General features: G+C 32.3%; 15 protein-coding genes. 5 read left to right on the forward strand and 10 right to left on the reverse strand.

Annotation, left to right across the window (positions count from 1 at the left end; all coding sequences use genetic code 11):
- Window positions 1–77: 77 nt before the first annotated feature.
- Window positions 78–560: a hypothetical protein gene (locus tag ACXLDF_RS01640; RefSeq protein ID WP_457556748.1), complete on the forward strand. Its 483-nt coding sequence runs from the start codon at window positions 78–80 to the stop codon at window positions 558–560.
- A 15-nt stretch (window positions 561–575) separates the two neighbouring features.
- Here ACXLDF_RS01640 and purF read toward each other — a convergent pair whose 3' ends face one another.
- The 8 genes from purF to folP all read right to left on the reverse strand — a co-directional run bounded on the left by purF (window position 576) and on the right by folP (window position 11,132).
- A complete protein-coding gene (purF, locus tag ACXLDF_RS01645) occupies window positions 576–2,063 on the reverse strand; it encodes an amidophosphoribosyltransferase (RefSeq protein ID WP_457556749.1) in 1,488 nt (495 codons plus the stop codon).
- Window positions 2,064–2,087: 24 nt separating this feature from the next.
- Complete coding sequence (gene purQ, locus ACXLDF_RS01650; protein ID WP_457556750.1) at window positions 2,088–2,855, reverse strand: phosphoribosylformylglycinamidine synthase I; 768 nt, start codon at window positions 2,853–2,855, stop codon at window positions 2,088–2,090.
- A 1-nt stretch (window position 2,856) separates the two neighbouring features.
- Window positions 2,857–5,805 carry an AIR synthase-related protein gene (locus ACXLDF_RS01655; protein ID WP_457556751.1) on the reverse strand — a complete coding sequence of 983 codons (2,949 nt, stop codon included), beginning with the start codon at window positions 5,803–5,805 and terminating at the stop codon, window positions 2,857–2,859.
- A gap of 217 nt (window positions 5,806–6,022) precedes the next feature.
- Window positions 6,023–6,979 carry a phosphoribosylaminoimidazolesuccinocarboxamide synthase gene (locus ACXLDF_RS01660; protein WP_457556752.1) on the reverse strand — a complete coding sequence of 319 codons (957 nt, stop codon included), beginning with the start codon at window positions 6,977–6,979 and terminating at the stop codon, window positions 6,023–6,025.
- A gap of 122 nt (window positions 6,980–7,101) precedes the next feature.
- Window positions 7,102–7,461: a nucleotide pyrophosphohydrolase gene (locus ACXLDF_RS01665; protein ID WP_457556753.1), complete on the reverse strand. Its 360-nt coding sequence runs from the start codon at window positions 7,459–7,461 to the stop codon at window positions 7,102–7,104.
- Complete coding sequence (locus ACXLDF_RS01670; RefSeq protein WP_457556754.1) at window positions 7,451–8,884, reverse strand: N-6 DNA methylase; 1,434 nt, start codon at window positions 8,882–8,884, stop codon at window positions 7,451–7,453. Before ACXLDF_RS01670 ends, ACXLDF_RS01665 begins: the two co-directional genes overlap by 11 nt.
- Before the next feature lie 110 nt (window positions 8,885–8,994).
- A complete protein-coding gene (locus ACXLDF_RS01675; protein WP_457556755.1) occupies window positions 8,995–9,768 on the reverse strand; it encodes a coenzyme F420-0:L-glutamate ligase in 774 nt (257 codons plus the stop codon).
- A gap of 56 nt (window positions 9,769–9,824) precedes the next feature.
- The gene (gene folP, locus ACXLDF_RS01680; protein ID WP_457556756.1) at window positions 9,825–11,132 is read right to left on the reverse strand and encodes a dihydropteroate synthase; all 1,308 of its coding nucleotides are present in this window, start codon (window positions 11,130–11,132) and stop codon (window positions 9,825–9,827) included.
- Between the two features lie 366 nt (window positions 11,133–11,498).
- Here folP and ACXLDF_RS01685 point away from each other — a divergent pair, with 366 nt between their 5' ends.
- Together ACXLDF_RS01685 and gyrA are read left to right on the forward strand one after the other, a co-directional pair.
- Window positions 11,499–13,556 (forward strand): DNA gyrase/topoisomerase IV subunit B, encoded by a 2,058-nt coding sequence (locus tag ACXLDF_RS01685; RefSeq protein ID WP_457556795.1) that lies wholly within the window; start codon window positions 11,499–11,501, stop codon window positions 13,554–13,556.
- 55 nt (window positions 13,557–13,611) lie between these two features.
- A complete protein-coding gene (gene gyrA / locus ACXLDF_RS01690) occupies window positions 13,612–16,119 on the forward strand; it encodes a DNA gyrase subunit A (RefSeq protein ID WP_457556757.1) in 2,508 nt (835 codons plus the stop codon).
- A gap of 255 nt (window positions 16,120–16,374) precedes the next feature.
- Here gyrA and ACXLDF_RS01695 read toward each other — a convergent pair whose 3' ends face one another.
- Complete coding sequence (locus ACXLDF_RS01695) at window positions 16,375–17,487, reverse strand: aminopeptidase (RefSeq protein WP_457556758.1); 1,113 nt, start codon at window positions 17,485–17,487, stop codon at window positions 16,375–16,377.
- Between the two features lie 144 nt (window positions 17,488–17,631).
- On the opposite strand from ACXLDF_RS01695, the gene ACXLDF_RS01700 reads away from it, so the two are divergent.
- Window positions 17,632–19,713 carry a two-component system sensor histidine kinase NtrB gene (locus tag ACXLDF_RS01700; RefSeq protein WP_457556759.1) on the forward strand — a complete coding sequence of 694 codons (2,082 nt, stop codon included), beginning with the start codon at window positions 17,632–17,634 and terminating at the stop codon, window positions 19,711–19,713.
- Here the strand turns inward: ACXLDF_RS01700 and ACXLDF_RS01705 are convergent.
- Complete coding sequence (locus tag ACXLDF_RS01705) at window positions 19,705–20,928, reverse strand: zinc dependent phospholipase C family protein (RefSeq protein WP_457556760.1); 1,224 nt, start codon at window positions 20,926–20,928, stop codon at window positions 19,705–19,707. The two genes, ACXLDF_RS01700 and ACXLDF_RS01705, sit on opposite strands and share 9 nt — an antisense overlap.
- Window positions 20,929–21,071: 143 nt before the next feature.
- Between ACXLDF_RS01705 and ACXLDF_RS01710 the strand changes: the two genes are divergently transcribed.
- A complete protein-coding gene (locus tag ACXLDF_RS01710) occupies window positions 21,072–22,643 on the forward strand; it encodes an MFS transporter (RefSeq protein WP_457556761.1) in 1,572 nt (523 codons plus the stop codon).
- Window positions 22,644–22,789: the final 146 nt, after the last annotated feature.

Below are 22,789 nucleotides of genomic sequence, written 5' to 3' on the forward strand. Positions count from 1 at the left end.
AATTTGTACTAAATATAAGCAGTGATTCCTATCAAATTTGATTTCATCACTATACATTGTTAAAAAAGTTGATAAAGATGACAGAACCAGAACCAATTGGAAAAATAATGCGCAAAATCAAATCAAAATGGGAAAAAGATCCAGAAGGATGGTCAGTAATTGGAAATATAGATAAAGATGGCAATCGTGAAATGTTTATAAATCAAGCTCCAAATAGTTATTGGTTGAAGATGCGTACAGTTACAGCTCACTCTCATATGGCATTTGGAAGAGAATTGCATAATATAGATGAAGAAATCAATGAAAAAATTTATGGATCTAAAAAACAACCAAAACAAATAAAAAATAAGCAAGATCTCCTGCAAATTTTTGGATTAATGACTCCATCAGAAAAAAATATTCTTTATACAACAGGTATTGAAAGATTTTCTCCACAACTTGCCAAAACCCAGAAAGAAAAAATCGAAGAAAAAGAAAGTGAAGCAGATAAATTATATAGACTGTACTTAAGAAAAAAATGGGAACGTGAACAAGAATTAAGGGAAAATATGTATCTTTAATCGACTAAAAATATATTAAATTCGACCATCAGTCAAAAATTGCTTAGTTTTTTCGTGATTAAACCAATATTTCCCATTTAAACAAGCTAAACAGAGATCTTTTTCAGGCAAATCAATCGCTTTAATCAAACCTTTAATGGAAAGATACTGCAATGAATCCGCGCCAATTTCTTTTCGAATCAATTCGATTGCTTCTTCATAATTGTGTGACAATAGAATTTTCCGCCCAAAAATAAGTTCTTGGTGGCTGGGAAAATCAACACCGTAGAAACATGGATCAGCAATCGGAGGACTTGAAGATCGGACATGTACCTTTGTTGCACCAGCCTCGCGAAGAAGACGAACAATTCGAGTCATTGTGGTTCCTCTTACGATAGAATCATCGAATAAAATCACTTCCTTATCCTTTATAATTGTAGCAACAGCATTTAACTTCATACGGACTAAATTCATTCGTTCAGCTTGACTTGGTGCGATAAAACTCCGAAAAACATATCGATTCTTCATCAATCCTTCATCATATGGGATATTTGATTCAGAAGCATATCCCAAGGCCGCAGACCTACCTGAATCAGGCACAGGAACAACAATTGCATTTGAAAATTGACTTTTTTCTTCACGAGCGAGGATTCTCCCTAATTGTTCACGAGTTCGATGAACAGATCGTTTATCAATAATCGAATCTCCACGTGCAAAATAAACATATTCAAAAATACAATGATGAGGTTGAACAGGAATCCGAATTTCTTGATGAAAAAAGTGATCTTGATGAACATGTACTATTTCACCTGGTTCAACATCCCTGATTAAAGTACCTCCAAGAGAACTAATTGCGCAAGATTCAGAAGCTACAATATATAATTCTGTGTTCATAGATTTTACAATTCCAATGCAAAGCGGCTTATTTCCACTCCTATAAATGTAAATATCACCCTCATTAGTTAAAAGAATTAATGAAAACGCACCATCTAGCAAACGAGTTGTAAATGTCAGATTCTCAACCCAATTTTCAGTAACCAAATGGTTTGAAGCGAGTAAATTAGCGATTACCTCAGTATCACCATTAGTGAGGAAAATTCGTCCCTTTGATTTAAGTTGTTCTTTCAAAATTGGATAATTAGTAATATTTCCATTAAATGCAATAGAAAAAGGAGGCGCTTGTGTAGTCTCATAATGGAAGGGTTGAGCATTGAGAATATCCCCACTACCAGCTGTTCCATATCGTACATGTCCAATACCAACATTTCCCCAGAGTTTTGATAATACTTCTTGAGTTAAAGCTTCAAAGACTAAACCTTCCTGCTTATACGTATGAATGCTTTTATTAGCATCAACAATGCTTATCCCAGCAGCTTCCTGTCCCCGATGTTGAAGAGCCATTAAACCTTGAAAGATTGTCTGTGATACATGAACGGATGGATCTTTTGCTACAACTCCAATAATTCCACATTCTTCATGAGGAACATCATCATCAGCTCTTTTTAATAAAAATTCACTTTTCATTTTGAATACCTATCTATTCACTAATTATAAATGATTTTGTGCATATTTTACAGCATTTTGAAAAATCTTTAATCCATTTTCTTCAGGTGCATCTCCACGAGTCCATTGAGGATGATTAAACTTAGTTAAATGACACTCTGGATGAGGCATCATTCCAAATACTTGTCCAGTCTCATCACAAATTCCTGCAATTCCATCCGTAGATCCATTTGGATTATTAGGATATTCATTTGGATCATAAACAAAAGGAATCATTTCTTTTTCCCATAACTGATCAATAATCGAGGGAGATTTAGCAACAAAGCGTCCTTCTCCATGCCGTACAGGTATTTCTAACAAGGACGCATAACCTTTTGTCCAGATACATCGAGATTTTAAGGTCTTAAGTCTAACCCAACGATCTTCAAAGAAACCTGATTTATTTCCAATCAGTGAGACAGTTTGTTTAAATAATTCACCTTGAAATCCTGGCAAAATTCCCATTTTCACTAAAACTTGAAATCCATTACAAACTCCGAAAATTAATTTACCATTATTAATAAATTGTTCAAGGTCCTTGCGTAAAGTATATTTAAATTTATTTGCTAAAACAGTTCCTGCACCTAAATAATCACCAAAACTAAATCCTCCAGGAAACATCAATATTTGATAATTTTCTAGTGAATCACGTTTATGAATAAAATCGTTAACATGAACCCGTTGAACATTATCTGCACCAGCCAATTCAAAGGCATATCGAGATTCATAGTCTGAATTTATCCCAAATCCTGTCATTATACATACATCTACCATTTTATTCCCCTCCTTCAACAAGAACAGATAAAGTGGATTGCCAAGCTTTTTTCAGTTCTTCAATGGGTTCATTGAGAATAATTCTCTCATCCTTTGAATTCGAATATACTATAAATTTGCGCCCAATTACTTTACCTATGCAAGCAGTGATTGTATCTTTCATAATATTTTCAAATTTCTCTTGATCTTTTGGGCTAATTGTTACAATTATACGGCTAGGTGATTCTGAAAATAGGAGGATATCATCACGTAAAATTCCTTCAGTTGGAACAGCATTCAAATGAATTTCTATTCCAAAATCTCCAGCAAATGCAGATTCAGCCAATGCAACACCTAATCCTCCATCAGAACAATCATGGGAAGAACAAATAATTCCTTCATTTATTGCTTTGAAAAGTTTTCGATATCGTATAATTGCATCAGAAGGATTCACTCTTGGTATCGAATTAAAGCCTGATAATTTTAGCTCATCTATATATTCAGATGCTCCCAATTCTTGTTTTGTTATTCCGAGAAGATAAATCAAATCACCTTCATGTTTTACATCTAAAGAAACACTTTTACGAATATCATGAATTTTTCCAATAACAGAGAATAATAAAGTAGGAGGAACACTTACTTTTGTATCTTCAATTCTATAATCATTTTTCATTGAATCTTTACCAGAAATGCAAGGTACTTTAAATGAAGTTGTAATATCAAATAACGCCTTATTTGCTCGTACCAACATTCCAGTGTATTTTTCTTCATCTTCTTGAGAAAATCCCATTGCCCAGCAGAAATTATCAAGTCCTGCTAAATAATTTGGATTGGCACCTACGCATACTGCATTACGAACAGCTTCATCAATCGCATTTGCAACCATCCAATATGTATCAATATCAGAATATCGGGGACAAATCCCATGTGAAACGACCAATCCTTCCCAAGAATTAAGAATAGGACGTATTACGGCAGCATCACTAGGACCATCATTGTGTTTTCCCATAAAAGGCTTTATAATACTACCTCCTTGAACTTCATGATCATATCGACGAACAATAGCTTCTTCTTTTGAACAGATATTCAAACGTCCTAACATTCGTTTTAGCATTGATGCCATAGATTTAGGCGCGGGAAATTCCGGATCTGATCCTTTTAGAGGAGTCCACTTTCCTATCATTTTCTTTTGAGGGGTTCCTTCATGTAAAAAATCCATTGAGATATTTCCAACAATTTCATTTTGATAATATAACTGGAAATGTTTAGAATTATCAAATTCGCCTACAATCGTGGATTCTACCTCAAATTTTTCAGATAATTCCATAAATTGCTCAATTTTTTCTGGTGGGACTGCTACAGTCATACGTTCTTGCGCTTCGCTTACTAAAATTTCCCAAGGCATAAGTCCAGGATACTTCAACGGAGGTTTTTCTAAATCCAACCTTGCCCCAATTTCTTGCCCCATCTCTCCAACACTTGAAGATAAACCACCTGCACCATTATCTGTTATTGCATTAAATAAATCTAAGTCTCGAGCTTTTAGAAGAAAATCCAACATATTTTTTTGAACAATTGGAGCACCAATTTGAACTGCAGTCGCAGGAGAATTCTCATTAATTTCCAAAGACGAAAAAGTAGCACCATGAATTCCATCAGCACCAATTTTTCCTCCGCACATCACAACAAAGTCCCCTGGTTTCGGACTTTTTTCATGAGTAAACTTATTGTTAATTTTTGCAGGAGCAATCCCTCCAGTTCCAACAAAGACTAATGGTTTTCCTAAATATCTGGAATCAAAATAAAGACTTCCATTTACTGTTGGAATTCCTGATTGATTTCCACCATCAATAACTCCTTTATGAACGCCTTTAAGAACACGCCGGGGATGGAAAAGACGAGGGGGAATTTTACCTTTATAAAATGGACTGGCAAAACAAAATACATCAGTATTAAATATTAATTTAAATCCTTTACCTGTTCCTGCAGGATCTCGATTACATCCCACAATACCAGTTAACGCGCCTCCATATGGATCTAACGCAGTAGGTGAATTATGTGTTTCCACCTTCATTGCAACTGTAAAATCATCATTAAATTTAATGACACCAGCATTATCTTTGAAGACAGAGACTAAATAAGGAGAATTAATTTGCTCTGTTGCTGCTCTAATATATGTTTTAAATAACGAATCAATAGTTTCTTTTTTTTCTCCTTCTTCATAATATTCGATTTTTGCATTAAAGATTTTATGTTTACAGTGTTCTGACCATGTTTGTGCTAAACATTCTAATTCAACATCGGTCGGATTAGGAGGCAATCCCAATTTCAACCTTTCTTCTTTTTCTTGATGGAAATAATTCCGTATCGCTTTCATTTCTTCTAAATTTAGAGCTAAAACATTTTCTTGACTAATTCTGAGTAATTCTTCATCCGAAACATCTAAATTGATTTCTTTTACCTCAGGTTTCTGATTCAATATTACTTTTGGAACTGTAGGGTTGAATTCGTGAATCATTTTACCGGATTTAATTTCCCAGCGTTGAATTAAATTATTAGCAAGTAAGTTCTTTGCAATATTTTCTGCAGTGGCAGTATCACAATTGTGAAGGAGAAATTGCTCGGATGTATATACTCCATTGACATTGACATTGATGGCATCACTTATGGCTTGAACTGCAGTCGTACCAACATTATCTGTTACTCCTGGTTTAAACCCAATTTCTAATATTGTTCCATCAAAATTCCTTGCTAATGGTGAATCTACTCTAAATTGCTCTGTAATTGGATCTGAGAAAACTTCTTTTCCTAATTTTGAAAGTTGATCAAAGGTTAAATTTCCACCTTCAATAGTGTATACTTTAATTATTTCTACTTTAGAAACAATGGTTATGTCGAGATCATGCTTGATGGCTGCAAGAACGTTGGAATCTACTGAAATTCCAACCTCGATACGGTGCACATTTTCCATTCTATTAAATCTCCAATTTCATTAGAAAAATATTCACTTGGATATATTTACACCAATGTTTTTACGCTTTAAAATAGCACGTTGAAATCTTTAATGGTAAGTTAATATTATTAGTAACTTAGAGCTGATTTCTAGAACTTATCCGCACAAATAGAGTTAATAAAAAAATAAATAAAAACCAAAAAATAATTCAAGAAAAAGAGAATAATATGAAATTCTATATTTTTAGGTTCTTTTTTATTCGTTCAATTACATTTCCTTCAATTACAGGAACAAAATCTTGCCCAGTAATCATCTCATATGATTGAACATACCGATTTACAAATTCAACTTTGATATCATCTGGTATCTCAGGAATAGGCCCATCTCCCATAAAATTTTTCTCTTTTATTAACCACTGTCTGAAAAACTCTTTATCTAGAATCTCTGGCTTTTCTCCTTTTTCAAATCGCTCTTGATAACTATCTTTAATCCAAAATCGTGAAGCATCTGGAGTAAAAATTTCATCAATAACTACAATTTCACCATCATGAGTTTTTCCAAATTCAAATTTACAATCTACCAAGATGAGATTATTTTGTGCACAATAATCAGATGCAAATTTAAACAGTTCCATTGTTTTCTTTTCAATGGTAACATAAACTTCTTCTTCAACTAAACCTTTTGAAATAATCTCTTCTCTTGAAATAGGCAAATCATGCTCTCCTACCTCAGCTTTAGTTGTAGGAGTAATTACTGGTTCAGGTAATTTTTGATAATTCTTTAATCCTTCGGGAAAAGTAATTCCTGAAACAGATTCCCCTTTTTGATATGCACGCCATGCACTTCCAGTAATGTATGCGCGGACAATCATTTCAACTGGTAAACTCTGGCATTCATGCACGCGTACGACATTTGGATCTGGAATATCGATTATATGGTTTGGTGCAATATGTTTAGTTTTTTCAAACCAAAATGTAGACATTTGGTTTAACAGTTGACCTTTAAATGGAATTGTTGTAATAACTTTGTCAAAAGCACTGAGACGATCTGTAGAAATAATTATTCGTTGATGATTTTCTTCATCAATAAAATTTTCACGTACTTTTCCTCTATAGTGTTTCCCTAATTGAGGTAATTTTATCTCATGCACTGTATTATGCAGTTGATCTCTTATAAGCGATTCATCTAGCATATATTAGCTCATGGTTTAATATTTAAAAAATCATCGGGCATTAAATATTAAGGCTCTATTACTATCTACTAAATCTGAATAATTTTGCCCAAATATAAAAATTAACAATGAAATTCACGAATCTATTGCTTTGAATAATTATCTCCACTGAATTGTTCAATAGGATACTTTTTACTATTTTTTTCAATTTTACGAAGAACGATTTCAGTAAAATTAGGAAGTTTTAAACTGTTAACCAAATTCAATAAATATATAAAAACATCAGCAATTTCATCAGTTATAGGTGTTAAATCTCCGTGAAAATAGTCATCTGGTTTAAAAAGGAAGTTTTCTAGCAATTCTCCCGCTTCAATTGATATTGCTTCAGAAAGCGCTCGTGGAGTGTGATATTTTTCCCAATCTCGATCAGCAACAAATTGCTTGAGAATTGTTCTAAATTGTTGAATTGTGAAATTTTCATCATTTGGGCTTTCAGCTGACATTATTTTCACCCTTTTGTGAATATTTTTTACAAAATTTAAGAATCTTTTGGATATCTTTTTGTTCTAGATTTTTACGAAAATCTTCCTTTTCTTGAGGTTTCATCAAAAGCAAAGGACAGGTTTCAATTATTTTTCGAGCTTGGGAAAGTCCGAAATATTTCCGGATATAATCACCTGAAGAATACTTATAAGAAGTAAGGAACTCGCTATCAGATTTAGTACGTAAATATTCAAGAATAATATTAACATATTGTTGCAAAAGGCGCTGATCAGAAATAGTTAATGGTGAATCAAAGAAAATTTGAATAGGATTAGTTCTGTATGTGTTTTTTGTTACTAAAATTCCAGATACTCCAAAACTAGCATAAATTTCATATAATCCTGCTCTTCCTTCCCATTTTCCTGTATCAACAGTTCTAACCCATAGAATATTTTTGTAGATTTTTTCTGCTAATTCTGAATTAATATATATTTTTTGTCGTTGATACTTATTTTTGAAGTATTTATTGGCATCAATTACAGAAATAACTTTATCACCAGGATGTTCTAAAACTTCTTGAACTTTTAAATAATAGTGTAGTTTTATTGGTGTTCTACATCTGTAGTTTTGAGTAAATTCTTCAAATGTTGTTCCAGCTCTATAATGATAACTCGGATGCAGTATATATTTTTTAGAAATCTTCTTAGTGTTAATTTTTATTGCAGAAAATTCAACTACTTCTTTCTTTTTTTGGATTTTTTTGATAAAGAAAAAGATACCAACATTCATCCCTGTAAATTCAAAAATCGGCTTTTCAAATATGAATGCTTGTTGAATTTTATAGTGTGGCAAAAAACTATCCCTGAATTGATTTGAAACTGAATTTCCGAATAAAAAATTAGTTGGAATAATGTAAATCATGCGAGAAATAGCTTGACGGAGATCATTCATCAATGCAATTTGATAAAGATCTTGATATCCTTCATTTACACCTGCAAAATACTGTAAATGACTTTGTGTTTCACGATGTTTTGAAATATACCCCAAATATAGATAGGGAGGATTAGTTATATGAAAAATTGGATATGATTTAGGTAGGTTTTTCAGTAAATCAGGGAATGATTTCAAAGAATCCCATAGCATAATATTTTTTTCAGCGATGGGTTTAGGAATTCCATATAGTTTTGCATTAGAAATTGCTTCTTCAATGCTTTTCTCTTGAATATCAAATAAAAATATATGATTTTTGAAAAAATTAATTCGTTTTGATTCAGAAATGTTTTCTAAAATTGGAAGAATTAGATTACCGGACCCAGCATATAAATCGACCCAAATATAGTTATATAACTCAGATTGAATGGTAGGTAGGATAAATTCTCGAAAAATTCCAGAAGATGTATAATGCTGACCGAATTTTCTTCGGTGTTTGGATTGAGATTCCATAGTTTTCATCCATGAATATATTCAAGAGATCATGAGATCATGAGATTATAAGATTATAAGATTAAAATTTTCTAAAAATTGTCACCTAAATTAACAATAAAAAATTAAGATTAAAAATTAAAGATTCGGCTGAAAAGATCTTCCTTTTTTGGCATAATCATGGATTGTGGGTCGATGAGCTCATTAGTAAAATTCACAGGCACATTGTTTACTAAAATGAATGGTGTTTGCTCGTCACATTCACCCATTAAAATGTGCGCTACATCTGAAATTTGATCAGCCATAGCACGAGTTGTCCATTCCATTTTATGCCCATAAAGATCACATCGACCACGACAATCAATAATAGGCTTAAATCCAGCGACTCCGATTGCTACACCTACGATTCCTCTTCGTAGTGGTTGAACTCTCGAATCAGATATAATGACACCGAAATCTTTCAGTCTATATTTACTTTTAATTTCTTGACATAATTCAGCAGCAACATTAAAAGGATTAGAAGGCCATAAAGAATATTGATCTTCATCTCCTGCATTTGATTTATCAATACCTGCATTTGCGATGAGAATCCCATCTTTAAGCGTAAAAATCATACCTGGAATACCACCAACAATTTCATCAGCTTCTCGAATTATTAATTCAGCAAATTTGGGATCTACATTATATTTCTCACTTAGCTCTTCAGCTTCTAAAGAACAATTTTCCACATCAGATAACCGAACTATTCGGTTTTGACAAGTTCCTACAACAGTTTCTGCAATTACAAGTATAGATTTTTCTTTAGGAAATTGAGTATTTGCTTCAAAAGTATCACATAATACAGTAAATAAATCTTCGCCTTGTTTAATGATGTGTGTGGTTTTAAGTCCGATTGCTGTTAGCATTTTCAATTCTCTGTAATATTTTTTAAATGATTAAATTATTTTTTCATCTGTCGTGGCTACGGATTAGTTTTATTTTTTATAATCTTTAATATCTTTGAAAAATTAGTTTTTGGGGTTTCTGCTTGCTGAATGAGTCGTTCAATCATCATTCCTATCTGATTTAATTCCAAATCTTGATTTTTTAATTTACTGATTAATTTCTGGAACTCCAACTGTGTTCCCATTAATACAACAGTGAATTTTTTTTCGTATTTTTGATTCTCTGTGGTGATTACATCTTTATGAATTGCCACTTCTCCATTTCGAGCCAGCATTTCTTGTTTTAATATCAAAGCTTGCGGTGCAGTTAAATTATCAATTTGAATTAGGCGATGAATCATTTTCTGCCTCATAATTGCTGCTCCACCTTTAGATACACCTGATCTACGAAGAAAGATTTCTGCTGCTTCTTTTGTATGAAAATTTGGGAGTAATACTGCTTTCTGATCTTTTATTTGCGTTTGAATAACATTCTTTCGAATTGCTGATGCCATCTGAACTGTCTCGCGCAATTTTTTAGTAATTTGATGGGCACGAATTATATGAGCACCATTAAAAACAGCAACTGAAGTAGCAGCAAGGCTCCCATCTAATCTTTCTATTGGATTTTTTTTCTCCAAAACTGAACCAATGAAAGATTTTCTAGACAAGCCAACTAAAATTGGAGCTTGAAGTGCTCGAAAATCTTCCAGAGAATGAAGCATTTCTAAATCATATTCAAATGTCTTTTCTGCTATCCATTTTCCTACTCCTGGATCGATAATTACTTGAGAAAGATCATAATTGTCGCTAGATAATGATTCAATTGTTGAAAATAGAGCATGCAAAATTTCACTTATACTTTTTGCATCTCCTGGTTTCTCTTGAGTTGCCATCAAACAAACAGGAAGATTGTGAGAAACAACCATATCTTTTATTTTTGGATCAGTGTGAAATGAAGAAATATCATTAATCAAAAGAGGAATATCATATGGGGCAGCCAATTTTATAGCTAATTCAACAATTTCAGAATACTGAGTATCAATTGAAAGAACTACGCTCTTTGGAATGTGTGGAAGGGCGATTTTTAATGCTTGCTCCACTCGAGCATACTCTTCATTGATTGTAATGGGATCTGACCATGGAGCTGTTGATCTTGCTCCAAAATCAAGGAAAGTCGCACCATTTGCCAAATCATCCATAATTTGAGGCAGTATAGCATCTTTTGGTATAAATGATTCTTTAAAGAAACTTTCAGGGCTCAGATTGATTATTCCCATTAAGTGAACTGGATATAGATCACCAACAAAAACTCTATTTGAAAGATATGATTGTATTATTCCCATATATTATAATAATATAACACATTATTTTTGGATTTAGTTGAATGATAAATACTGAAATTTAAGCCTAGGTTAATTAATAATGATCTTGAAAAATTTTGCATTTTTCTTGCCTATATTTTGATAGAGAAGATTTTAAAGAACATAACTCTTTTTAGTTGCCAAACCTTTCTTTTATTTACAGAAGCAAAAACTGTTTCTAGTTTTGACACCAAACATTGCTTTTTGTCGAATCAATAGGTGAAACTTTCCGTGACTAATGTATCTCAAGAAAATACTAATGTTCAAAAGGAAAATACCAATGTTCAAAAGGAAATTTCTAATAACAATAAAGACAATAATACCAACTTTACTCAAGAAAATAAAAACATAGAACAACTACAGCCATCCGTACAAAATAAGTATGACGCTAATAACATTGTGGTGTTGGAAGGTTTAGATGGTGTCCGTAAACGACCAGCAATGTATATTGGAAGTACTGGAAAAAAAGGATTTCACCATTTAGCATTTGAAGTTATTGATAATAGTATTGATGAAGCAATTGGTGGCTATTGTTCAAAAATTACTCTTATTTTAAATCCTGATAATTCATGCACTGTTCGAGATAATGGGCGTGGAATTCCTACAGAAATTCATCCGATAAAAAAGATACCCACTTTAGAAGTTATCTTTTCTTCACTTCATTCAGGAGGAAAATTTGATAAAAAATCTTATGCTGTTTCGGGCGGTTTACACGGGGTAGGTTTAGCAGTAGTAAATGCTTGCTCAGAATGGGTCCAAATCAAAGTCTGGCGTAAAAATAAACGTTATGAATTAAAAGTCGGAAAAGGAAAAATCATTCAACCAACTCAGGAATTTGAAGAACCAGATTCCGAAATAGAAAATGGAACCGAAATTACATTTTATCCAGATAAAGAGATATTTACAAGCATCCCTCCTGATGAATTTCAATTCGATTATGAATATCTTTCATCTCGACTGCGAGATCTGGCTTTTCTTAATCCTATTGAAATTGAAATTATTGATGCTCGACCAAATTCTCCTAATCGAGAAGTATTCAAATATGAAAATGGCGTCTCTGATTTTGTAATGTATCTTAATAAAAATAAGAAAACTTTACACCCAACTCCCATTCATTTATCCAAATCGAAAAATGGAGTAGTTGCAGAAATCGCATTCCAATATAATGAAAGTTATAATGAACTAATTTATAGTTTTGTTAATAATATTAACACAATTGAAGGAGGAACTCATTTAACTGGGTTCAAAACTGCAATTACCCGAGTTTTTAATAATTATATTAAAGAACATCCACGTGAGTTTAAAGATATCGGAGAAAAAGGTTTGAAAGGTTCTGATGTTCGAGAAGGTTTAGTTGCGGTCTTAGCTGTTCGGGTCCCAGAGCCACAATTTGAAGGTCAAACAAAAACAAAATTAGGTAATCCAGAAGTTAAAGGAATTGTTTCTGAACTTGTCTTTTCAGAAATTATGCATCATTTTGACACACATCCAGGTGAAGCCCGACATATTTTGCAAAAATCAGTTTTAGCACAAAAGGCGCGTATTGCTAGTCAAAAAGCAAGAGAATTAACACGAAGAAAATCAGCTCTTGATAGTCTACGATTACCAGGTAAATTAGCCGATTGTTCTTCAAAAAATCCTGAAGAATGCGAAATCTTTATTGTTGAAGGAGATTCTGCTGGTGGTTCAGCAAAACAAGGAAGAAATCGCGCCACTCAGGCTATTTTACCTCTTAGGGGAAAAATTCTCAATGTGGAAAAATCCAGACTAGCAAAAATTCTTGCCAATAAAGAAATCGCTGCCATGATAAAAGCAATTGGTATAGGAATTCATGATCCTTCTCTTATTCCAGAACCTGAAGATGAAAATGGAGAAGGTGAAGGAAATGCCGATCACAGTGAAAATGGAGAGATTTCATTCGATTTATCTAATTTACGCTATCATAAAATCATAATAATGGCCGATGCTGATGTAGATGGCCACCATATTGAAACATTACTGCTTACTTTCTTTTTTCGCTATATGCGCCCATTAATTGAAGCAAAACATGTCTATTTGGCAGTCCCTCCAATTTATAAGATTTCATATAAGAAACACTTTGACTATCTTTATATTGAAGATGATCCAAAGAAACTAAATGAAGAATTATCGAAATTCATGAAAAAATATAATATTCCAGATCCGGATAAAATCAAAATTCAACGATACAAAGGTCTTGGGGAAATGAACCCGGAAGAGTTGTGGGAAACGACAATGAATCCGGAAAAGCGGCGACTTCATCGAGTAAAATATACAGATTTTGCTACAACAGATAATCTTTTTGCTGTTTTGATGGGTGATGAAGTTGAGCCTCGACGAGAATATATAATGGAGCATTATCACCAAGCTATGGATATAGATATTTAAATGAATTTTAAATTACCTTTGATCAAGAATAATAATCATTAAGAGAGTATAAATTATGCCAGATTCACCAAATCCTACTTCTCCAACACTTCCAAACGAATATCAATCAATCTCATCTCCACAAATCATAGATCGAGACTTGAAACAAGAATTAAGCAAATCATACATAGATTATGCTATGAGTGTAATTATTGGAAGAGCAATACCTGATGTGCGTGATGGTCTTAAACCTGTGCAACGGCGCATTTTGTTTTCTATGGCTCAGAATAATTTCTTTTACAATCGACCACACTTTAAAAGCGCTCGTATTGTTGGAGATTGTCTTGGTAAATATCACCCACATGGAGACCAAAGTGTTTATCAAGCAATGGTTAGGATGGCTCAAGATTTTTCCGTTAGGTATCAATTAATCGATGGTCAAGGTAACTTTGGTTCTGTTGATGGTGATTCGGCCGCAGCGATGCGATATACAGAAGCGAGGCTTGCTAAGATATCTAATGAGATTTTGCAAGATATTGAGAAAGATACTGTAGATTTTCAAGATAATTTCGATGGATCTCTTCAAGAACCTGTTTTTCTTCCTTCAAAATTACCATTGATTTTGCTAAATGGAGCTTCAGGCATTGCAGTTGGTATGTCAACGAATATAGCACCTCATAATCTCAATGAAATCGGTCAGCTTATTTGCCATGCTATTGATAATGATCCTGAAAATCTTACAAGTCAAGATGTTCTAAAATATCTTAAAGGTCCTGATTTCCCAACTGGAGGTTTAATTATGGGGAATAAAGGATTTATTAATGCAGTTGAAACAGGAAGAGGGCAAATTATTACAAGGGCAAAATGTGAGATTGAAAAAGACGGAGCAGGTCGCAATAAAGATGCAGTAATAATTACAGAAATACCTTATATGGTAAATAAAGCACGATTAATAGAAGCAATTGCAGGATTAGTCAACAAAGGAGCAGTTCCAGAAATATCAGATATTAGAGATGAATCAGATCGAACAGGAATGCGTATTGTTATTGAATTAAAGCAGAATTCTGACGCAAATGCATGTTTGAATCGTCTTTATGTGCGTACACAATTACAAACTACTTTTGGTATTATTAATTTAATGCTGGTAAATGAGGGAAAGCAACCAAAAGTACTTAATTATGTAGAAATCATTCAAGAATTTATCCAACATCGCGAACGCGTTATTACAAGAAGAACTAAATTCGAATTGGCAAAAGCTAAAAAACGTATGCATATTATTGAAGGTTTACTTAAAGCCATTGATAATATAGATGCAGTTATCGCAATCATCAAACAAAGTTCAAACACTCAAGAAGCTTCTAAAAAACTCCAAGAAAAATTTCAATTTAGCGAACTTCAAGTGCAAGAAATTTTGAAAATGCCATTAAGTCGTTTGACAAATCTACAGACTCAAAAATTAATTGATGAAAAAGAAGATCTCTTAAAGAAAATCCGATATTATGAGGAAATTCTTTCTGATCGAACAAAACTTCATGGTATTATTAAAGACGAAACATTGGCTTTAATGAAAGATTATGGTGATCCTCGAAAATCAGAAATTCGAATGGACATAACTGAGATTTCGATTGATCAAATTCAAACAGAACCAGAAGAAGATTGTGTAATAATAATCACCCAAAATCAAAAAATAAAGCGTATGACTCTTGAGAATTATCAATCACAAGGAAGAGGGGGAAAAGGTAAACGCGGAATGAAGATTCGAGAAGAAGATATTGTAAAAGAAATGTTTATCGGGTCTTCACATGATACAGTACTCCTTTTTACTCAAAAAGGAAGAGTATACTCGATTCCAGCATTTAGTATTCCGAAATCTTCGCGTAATTCTCAAGGTAAAGCAATTGTGAATTATATTCAACTTCAATCAGATGAAAAAATAATAGATATCGCCAATATTCAGAAATTTGATGAAAATTCATTCTTAGTTTTCTCAACATCAAAAGGTTTAGTGAAAAAAACAGATCTTAAAGCGTTTGAAAAAATCCGTAAGACTGGAATTAGATGCATGTCAATATTAGAGGGTGATTCGTTAGTATGCGCGAAATATTGTCCACCTGGTAAGAATATTCTTATGGCAACAAAAAAAGGATTTGCAATTCGATTTATTGAGAATGAAATTCGATCTATGGGAAGAACAGCTCGTGGAGTTAGAGGAATAAAATTACGACCAGATGATGAAGTAATTGATTTCATAATTGCTGATCAAGATTCAACTGTAGTTTCAATTACCAAGGAGGGGTATGGAAAGCATAGCAGATTAGATTTGTATAGATTAACTCATCGTGGTGGGAAGGGAGTAATTAATGTGAAACTACGCAATGATACTGATGAGGTTGTGGCTGTTAAAGCCATTCCCAGCAATAAAAATTTACTTTTGGCAAGTACAAAGGGGATAATTATTCGAATTCGAACAGAAGATATTCGTGAAACGGGAAGAGCGACTCAAGGAGTCATTGTTATGAGACTTGATGAAGATGACAGTGTTTCTTCAGTAGCACTCTGCGATGCAGATGATTCGGATGAATAATTTATTTTTCATTCGAAATATTTTATTATTTTTTAGATAAAAGTCAATTTATTTTTCTTCAATGCCTTTTTTTAACGATACAAACTTTTCCTTCTTAAATTAATCTTTAGAATAATAAAATTCTAAGTATTCACATTAATAATGAAATTTATCAACAGAAATGATAAAAAAGCGAACAATCTAAAAAGTCTAAGAAGTCTAATAAGTCTAAAAAGTCTAAAAAATATAAAAAATATAAAATTATAAAAAAGATGATTAGTCAATTTTCCATTTTCCAGCTTGATATATAATTTTATCATCAGCATAGATAATTGATTCTTCGCTGTGCATATCTTTTAAAATATCCCAATGGATAGTAGATTGATTTTTTCCGCCAGTTTCAGGAAAACCCCGACCTAATGCCATATGTAAAGTTCCACCAATTTTTTCATCGAAAAGCATGTTTTTAGTAAATTTGGTTATCCCATAATTGGTACCAATGGCAAATTCTCCGAAATGATCTGCACCTGGGATCTGCAGAACACTGTCTAATAATTCTTGACCTTTATCTGCTGTGGCTTTGATAACTTTCCCATTTTCAATTTCTAAATAAATATTTTCAATCTCTTTCCCTTGAAAAATGCCAGGGTATGTAAAGCGAATCTTCCCGTTAATGTTATCTTCTACTGGTGAAGTGAAAATTTCACCGTCAGGAAGATTTTTATGCCCACATGAATTCACCCAAGTTCGCCCAGAAACATCTACAGTTAAATCAGTATCTTCTCCTACAACTCGAATGGTTTTGACCTTGTTTAATTGTTCCACAATAGATGTTTGCTGCTGCTCAATCTTGCGCCATTCTTCAGCTGGATTATCCACGTTAAGTTTTAAAGCGGCTGCAACAAATTTTTCATAGGTAAATAAATCCATTCCCGCTTCTTGAGCCATTGCATCACATGGAAAAGGGACAATTGTCCATTTTAATTCACCTGCACTTTCGCGTTTCTCAAAAGTTTTCATTAATTCTTGTAAATCTTTACTCATTTGTGCTTTTTGTAATCTTTCGGCTGGTATTTGTTCAAGTTTGTGTGTATTATAATCAGCAAAAACATTAATCAGAGCATCGTATGTTTCAACTGCAGTTTTAAACATCGGACTTACAAATTGTAATTGTTCATCTGAGCCGTACATTAATGTCATTTCTTGCAATCCTGGCACAATAGCTCGAACTTCTGGATGCCCTCCAGCTTGAAGAGTTTCATAAACTAAAGCACGAATTAATTCTTGGGCAACAATTGGGGCTTGAATGAGTACTTTATCACCAGATTTTACCCCAATTGCATAATTAATGGCAAGTTTTGCCACTTTGTCAAGATTATATTCATACATTAAAAATCAACTAAAGCAGTTTGTAATACTTTTAAAAGTTTTTATTATTCACTATTTAAGAATTCAACAGATTTAGGAAGATATATACGATCGTGGAACTAATTTTTTTTCAATTACAAAAATATCAACTTTGATGTATGTTTAATGATCTTCCTTGATGCTTTATTTGTTGATGATTTTCTATTTTACGCAATTCTCGAATCAATTATATTTCTGATCTTGTTGATTTCTGAAATATTTATGTATTTTAAATGGAAAAGTCAAAAAAATTCTGTATTTAAAATTAATTTGATTTATTTTTGTTTTCTTACATTAAGTGTTGGGGCATCAGCATCTTTAAAATTTATTTGGAGATACTATCTTGGTAATTTCAATAATTCAATTTGGCTTTTCATCTATGATCGTGGCTTTTTAATAGCTTTATTTCTTATTTGTTCAAATATTACATTTAAAATCCTTTGTTTAAGACTATTCTCACAAAAATTGAGATTCAAAGATTTTTTGATTGGTATTTTTGGATTTATAATTTTAAGTGGCTATTTCTGTAAATACATTGAAGATTTTTGGCTGTCGATTGGATTATTGATTAACACAATTTGGGGATATTTTCCCGCTTTAATTAAAACATACCGTAAATATAAGGAAATTCATGATTCAAGCAATCAAATTTTATTGTATTTATTTTACTATTCCCTAATTTATAATTTTATTTGGATTTTTAACTTAGCAAATACTCTTTGGGATTTTTTTACATCTATATCATTCGGACCTTTTTATTATTTAATTTTTCTTTCTATTATAGTTGCGATTCCAATCTTCTATAAATCAAACAACTTTCTTTTTTATTACCTTCAAGATATTCATTCTCATTCATTAGTATTAAAGAGCAATGCTTCAAACTTTCGAAATCGGAATATTTTACAATCAAATGGAGAAAGATCTTTTGATAAACAAAATAAATATGAAACAATTTTCATTACATGTCCAATTTGTCATAGATCTACTTATTTTCTTCTTTCTCCAGAAATAATAATACAATGCCAAATTACAGAACATAAAACAACTTCAATATTTATTAGACGTTATATTACATGTCCACATTCATACATTGTTCATATTGATAAAAAATTTGTAATTCAGAATTATTATCCAGTAGATTTTTCAACAGATATAGAAAACTTGCTGCAACAATTGCCTGATTTAATTTTTTATATAAAATCAAATGGATTAATCCTAGATGTTTTTGGAAATGAATCCTTATTACTCGCTCCAAAAAAAGAAATACTCAATCGTTCAATTTATGAATATTTCTCACAAGATATAAATCAAAAGATACAGAAAAATATTAAATTATTGATTGAAAAAAAAAAGTCTACTTCTTTTACTTATCATTTAAATATAGAAAAAAGGCAACGATTTTTTCAATCAAGATTAATTTTATCTTCAAATGATACAATATTAGCATTAATTGAAGATATTACAGAAAGAACAAAAATGGAAGAATCATTTCTTCAAGCTCAGTTGAGAGAAGAAAAAATGGAATCTATTTCCCTTATGGCTGGTGGAATCGCACATGATTTTAACAATATTTTAGTTTCTATTTTAGGTATCGTTAATCTTCTCCAAGTAGACAATTCATTATCACAAGAAAATAAAGAATTACTGCAAGATTTAGAGAAAGCAACTTTACGAGCAAGAGATTTAACAGATCAACTTTTAAACTTCGCAAGAACTTCAGAACAAGTTGAACAATTTAAAGAAATCGATCTACATCAAATTATCCATGATTCTCTTTCTTTAATAATGCGAGGCTCGAATTGCTTATATAAAACAATTTTTTCTCCAAATTTGCCTCATATTAAAGGAGAAATTGGACAATTGAGCCAACTTTTTAACAACTTGTTTATAAATGCAAAACAAGCAATGCCCTCTGGAGGAACTATAACAATTACTACTGAAGCTCGATCATTTTCAACAATTCATGATTCTTCATTTTCATTTAAATCTGGAAATTATATCCATATTTCAATTAAAGATGAAGGAATCGGAATTCCAGATTCTATTAAAAAACATATTTTTGATCCCTACTTCACTACAAAAAAAGAAGGAAATGGCTTAGGTCTCGCCACTTGTTATGCAATTGTAAAAAAACATAATGGTTATATAACCTTTGAATCTCAAATTAATGCAGGTACTATTTTTCATATTTATCTTCCATCAATATAATCTTTTTTTCAAAAAAATTATAATAATACCACCCCAAAACATCAAACCGATGAAAATTCCATCAGGAAGAGAAATAAAATTAAGCAATCCTTTATTTCCTGATTCTGTATCACTATCGTCAGAATTAGTTGGATTAGAAGTAGAATCAGTGTTAGTTGTACTGGAAGTGGACTCTGTATTTGTTGTACTCGAAGTAGAGTCTGTATTTGTTGTACTTGAAGTTATGCTTGTGCTAGTATTTTGATCAAAATAAGTATAATTTTCACCAACAGCAAGAATGCTTTTAATACAGGCGGTAATAGCGTTATTCAAATTTTCTTCAATTCTATCATAATATGCAATTTTTGTGGAATTAGATTCTTCTTCGCGTTGTTCTACTGTTAGAGCCCATCCTGAAAAGAAATTTTCATGAAGCCATACAGAACCTCTATGAAAGGCCAAAGTTGGATTTGGATCTGCGTAAGTATCCCAAGCTAATTCAACTGCTGCGTTATAAGGCGATTCAGGTAAAAGTTGTGTAATATTGATATTTAATTGAAAGAATTCTTCAATGTCATCAACTTCATTTGTTCGTGTATTCACATAACCCTCAACTGTGGAATGATGCTCATCAAAATTTAGATAGAAAGGTGCCACATTATTTGGAGCGACATGGGCATACATGCTCATATCCGCCAAATAATGAGTCATTGCACCTAAATAAAAAGCAGCAGAATCCCATTTTCCTTCAGACATAGATACATCCGCCCAATCACCGCACCACTTGGCGCGTATTGCAGAATCATCTTCATTGGCTAAAATTGAGCCATTTTCATAAAAATAAATATGATGTAAAACAGTATCACCAAAACCTGTTATATTTTTTCCATCTAATTGCATGGATACTCCTGAATTATCGGGTGCTTCAGTTCCGACATAAAAGATTTCACGACGATCATTAAGCCAATTCCAATGAGAAGAATTAATCTCCAGAAGATAATCAAGTGCGGCATCCGCAATCCAATCATGTGTGCCATAATCAGTAGAATAATCATAATCTGATGAATTGTAGGCATAGGAACCGTTTTTCCATGCAATTACATTAGGTGTTGATAAAATAGACAAGGAAATTAAAATAATTAAAACAAAAGTTCCAATTTGTGCACTTAAAATCATTCTTCTATGTTTAAAAACATGGTTACTTTTTTTCTGCACCAAAAGAATTTGTTTAAACATTGCAAACACTTCAAAAATTTCAGATATAACCCTCTTAAAGATTCTAGATTTTTGATCTTTTTAAAAATTGGGCATTATATTATTAACCGATTATGAAAAAGCTATGATTTTTTTTAGTTATATAGGATAATACATCAATTCAAATGCAATCAGGAACTTTTTGGCATAGAATGCAACGATCACAAGTAGATCAAATACAACAAAATGGATCTGCTTTACAATCTATTAAAAAACAAAAACGAAATCTAAAATATAAAAGCATTCGACCTTTATGGTTCGCTGTTTTTTCTGATATAATTGGATTTTCGTTACTCACTGCTGTATTTCCAGATTTCACTCGACTATTTAATATTTCTTTCTTCCAAGTAAGTATCATTGCATCCCTAAATGGTTTATTTTCATTTTTATCAGCCCCAATTTGGGGAAAATTATCAGATAAATACGGGCGCAAGCCATTGCTTCAATTATCACAAATAGGAACCATTTTCGGATTTATTCTTTTAGCTTTTGCCAATTCTTATTATATGATTTTGATTTCTCGGATTGTAGATGGAATTTTCGGTGGTAATTTTCCAATATCCAAAGCAGTTATTAACGATGTCGTCGAACCACAAGATATGGCAATGGAAATGACCAATATAGGAATTGCACATAATTTTGCCAATCTTTTTGCCCCAGCACTTGGAGGATTCTTGTATTCGCAATTTGGACTTGCGGGTCCTGGTCTAGCTGCTGCTTTTACATCTATTTTCACATTTACAATTACGCTTTTGCGATTACCAGAAACCGCACCCATTAAAACGGGGAAAACACTTCATATTATAAATCATCAATCTGATGAAGGTAGAATGAATGGAGAGACTGATAATAAACCAATTATGCATATTGAAATAGAACACAAATCAGAAAAATTTGAACAATCAATAAATCAATCACCCATATTATCAACAATGACATCATCGACGAGAACACCATCACCCAAAACAGCATCGATGGGAAAAATACCAATTGAAAAAATACCAATTGGAAAAATATCAAGGGAAAAAGTATTAGCGACATCATCAAGTACATCAACTTCATATTCAACAATTTCCCCTTTGCAATCACCTCGACTATTATGGTACAAACATACTTCACTGATACGCGCTTTACTGATTTTAGCTCTCTCATCATTTGGATTTATGACAATTATCTCTAATTTAGCCAATTTTGGATATAAAAAATTTGGATTAGATACATCTGAAATCGGAATTTTGCTTATGATAACTGCTATAATTCAATTGACAACTAGATTCTCAATTTATATGCCAGCATTGAAGAAATGGGGCGAATATCGTCTTGCAATTGTTGGATTTCTTCTATATATAATCGAATTTACCGTTTTTATTTTTATTTCTCAAATTTATCAATTTATCATTATGCTCGTATTTCACAGTTTAGCTACAAGTGCCACTCGGGGATCGATTTCATCGTTTATCTCAAACTTAGCAAACCCTTGGGAACGGGGAAAAGTTCAAGGAATCGCATCATCCATTGATACTTTCGCTCAAATAATTGGACCCCTTATTGGTGGAGCATTGATAACATTTTTACCTTTGCAGTGGTTCACTTCTTTTAGCTTAATTTTAATGGTAGCCGCCATTAGTCTACTTCTTAGTTCGAAAGAAATGCATAAAGAGCTCAAAAAAAAAAATAAAAATTTCCATCACTCTTAAGACAATCAAAAATTATCACCTCCATCTCTAAATTTATCGATCTTTATACAAATGTAGTTGAAATATACTATAATTAAGTGAAAGTAAGTAAAATTATTGATTTTTTAAAAAGAAAATTGGAAAAAAGCACAGATCGAAAGGATTGA

It is taken from the genome of Candidatus Harpocratesius sp. (assembly GCF_054039255.1).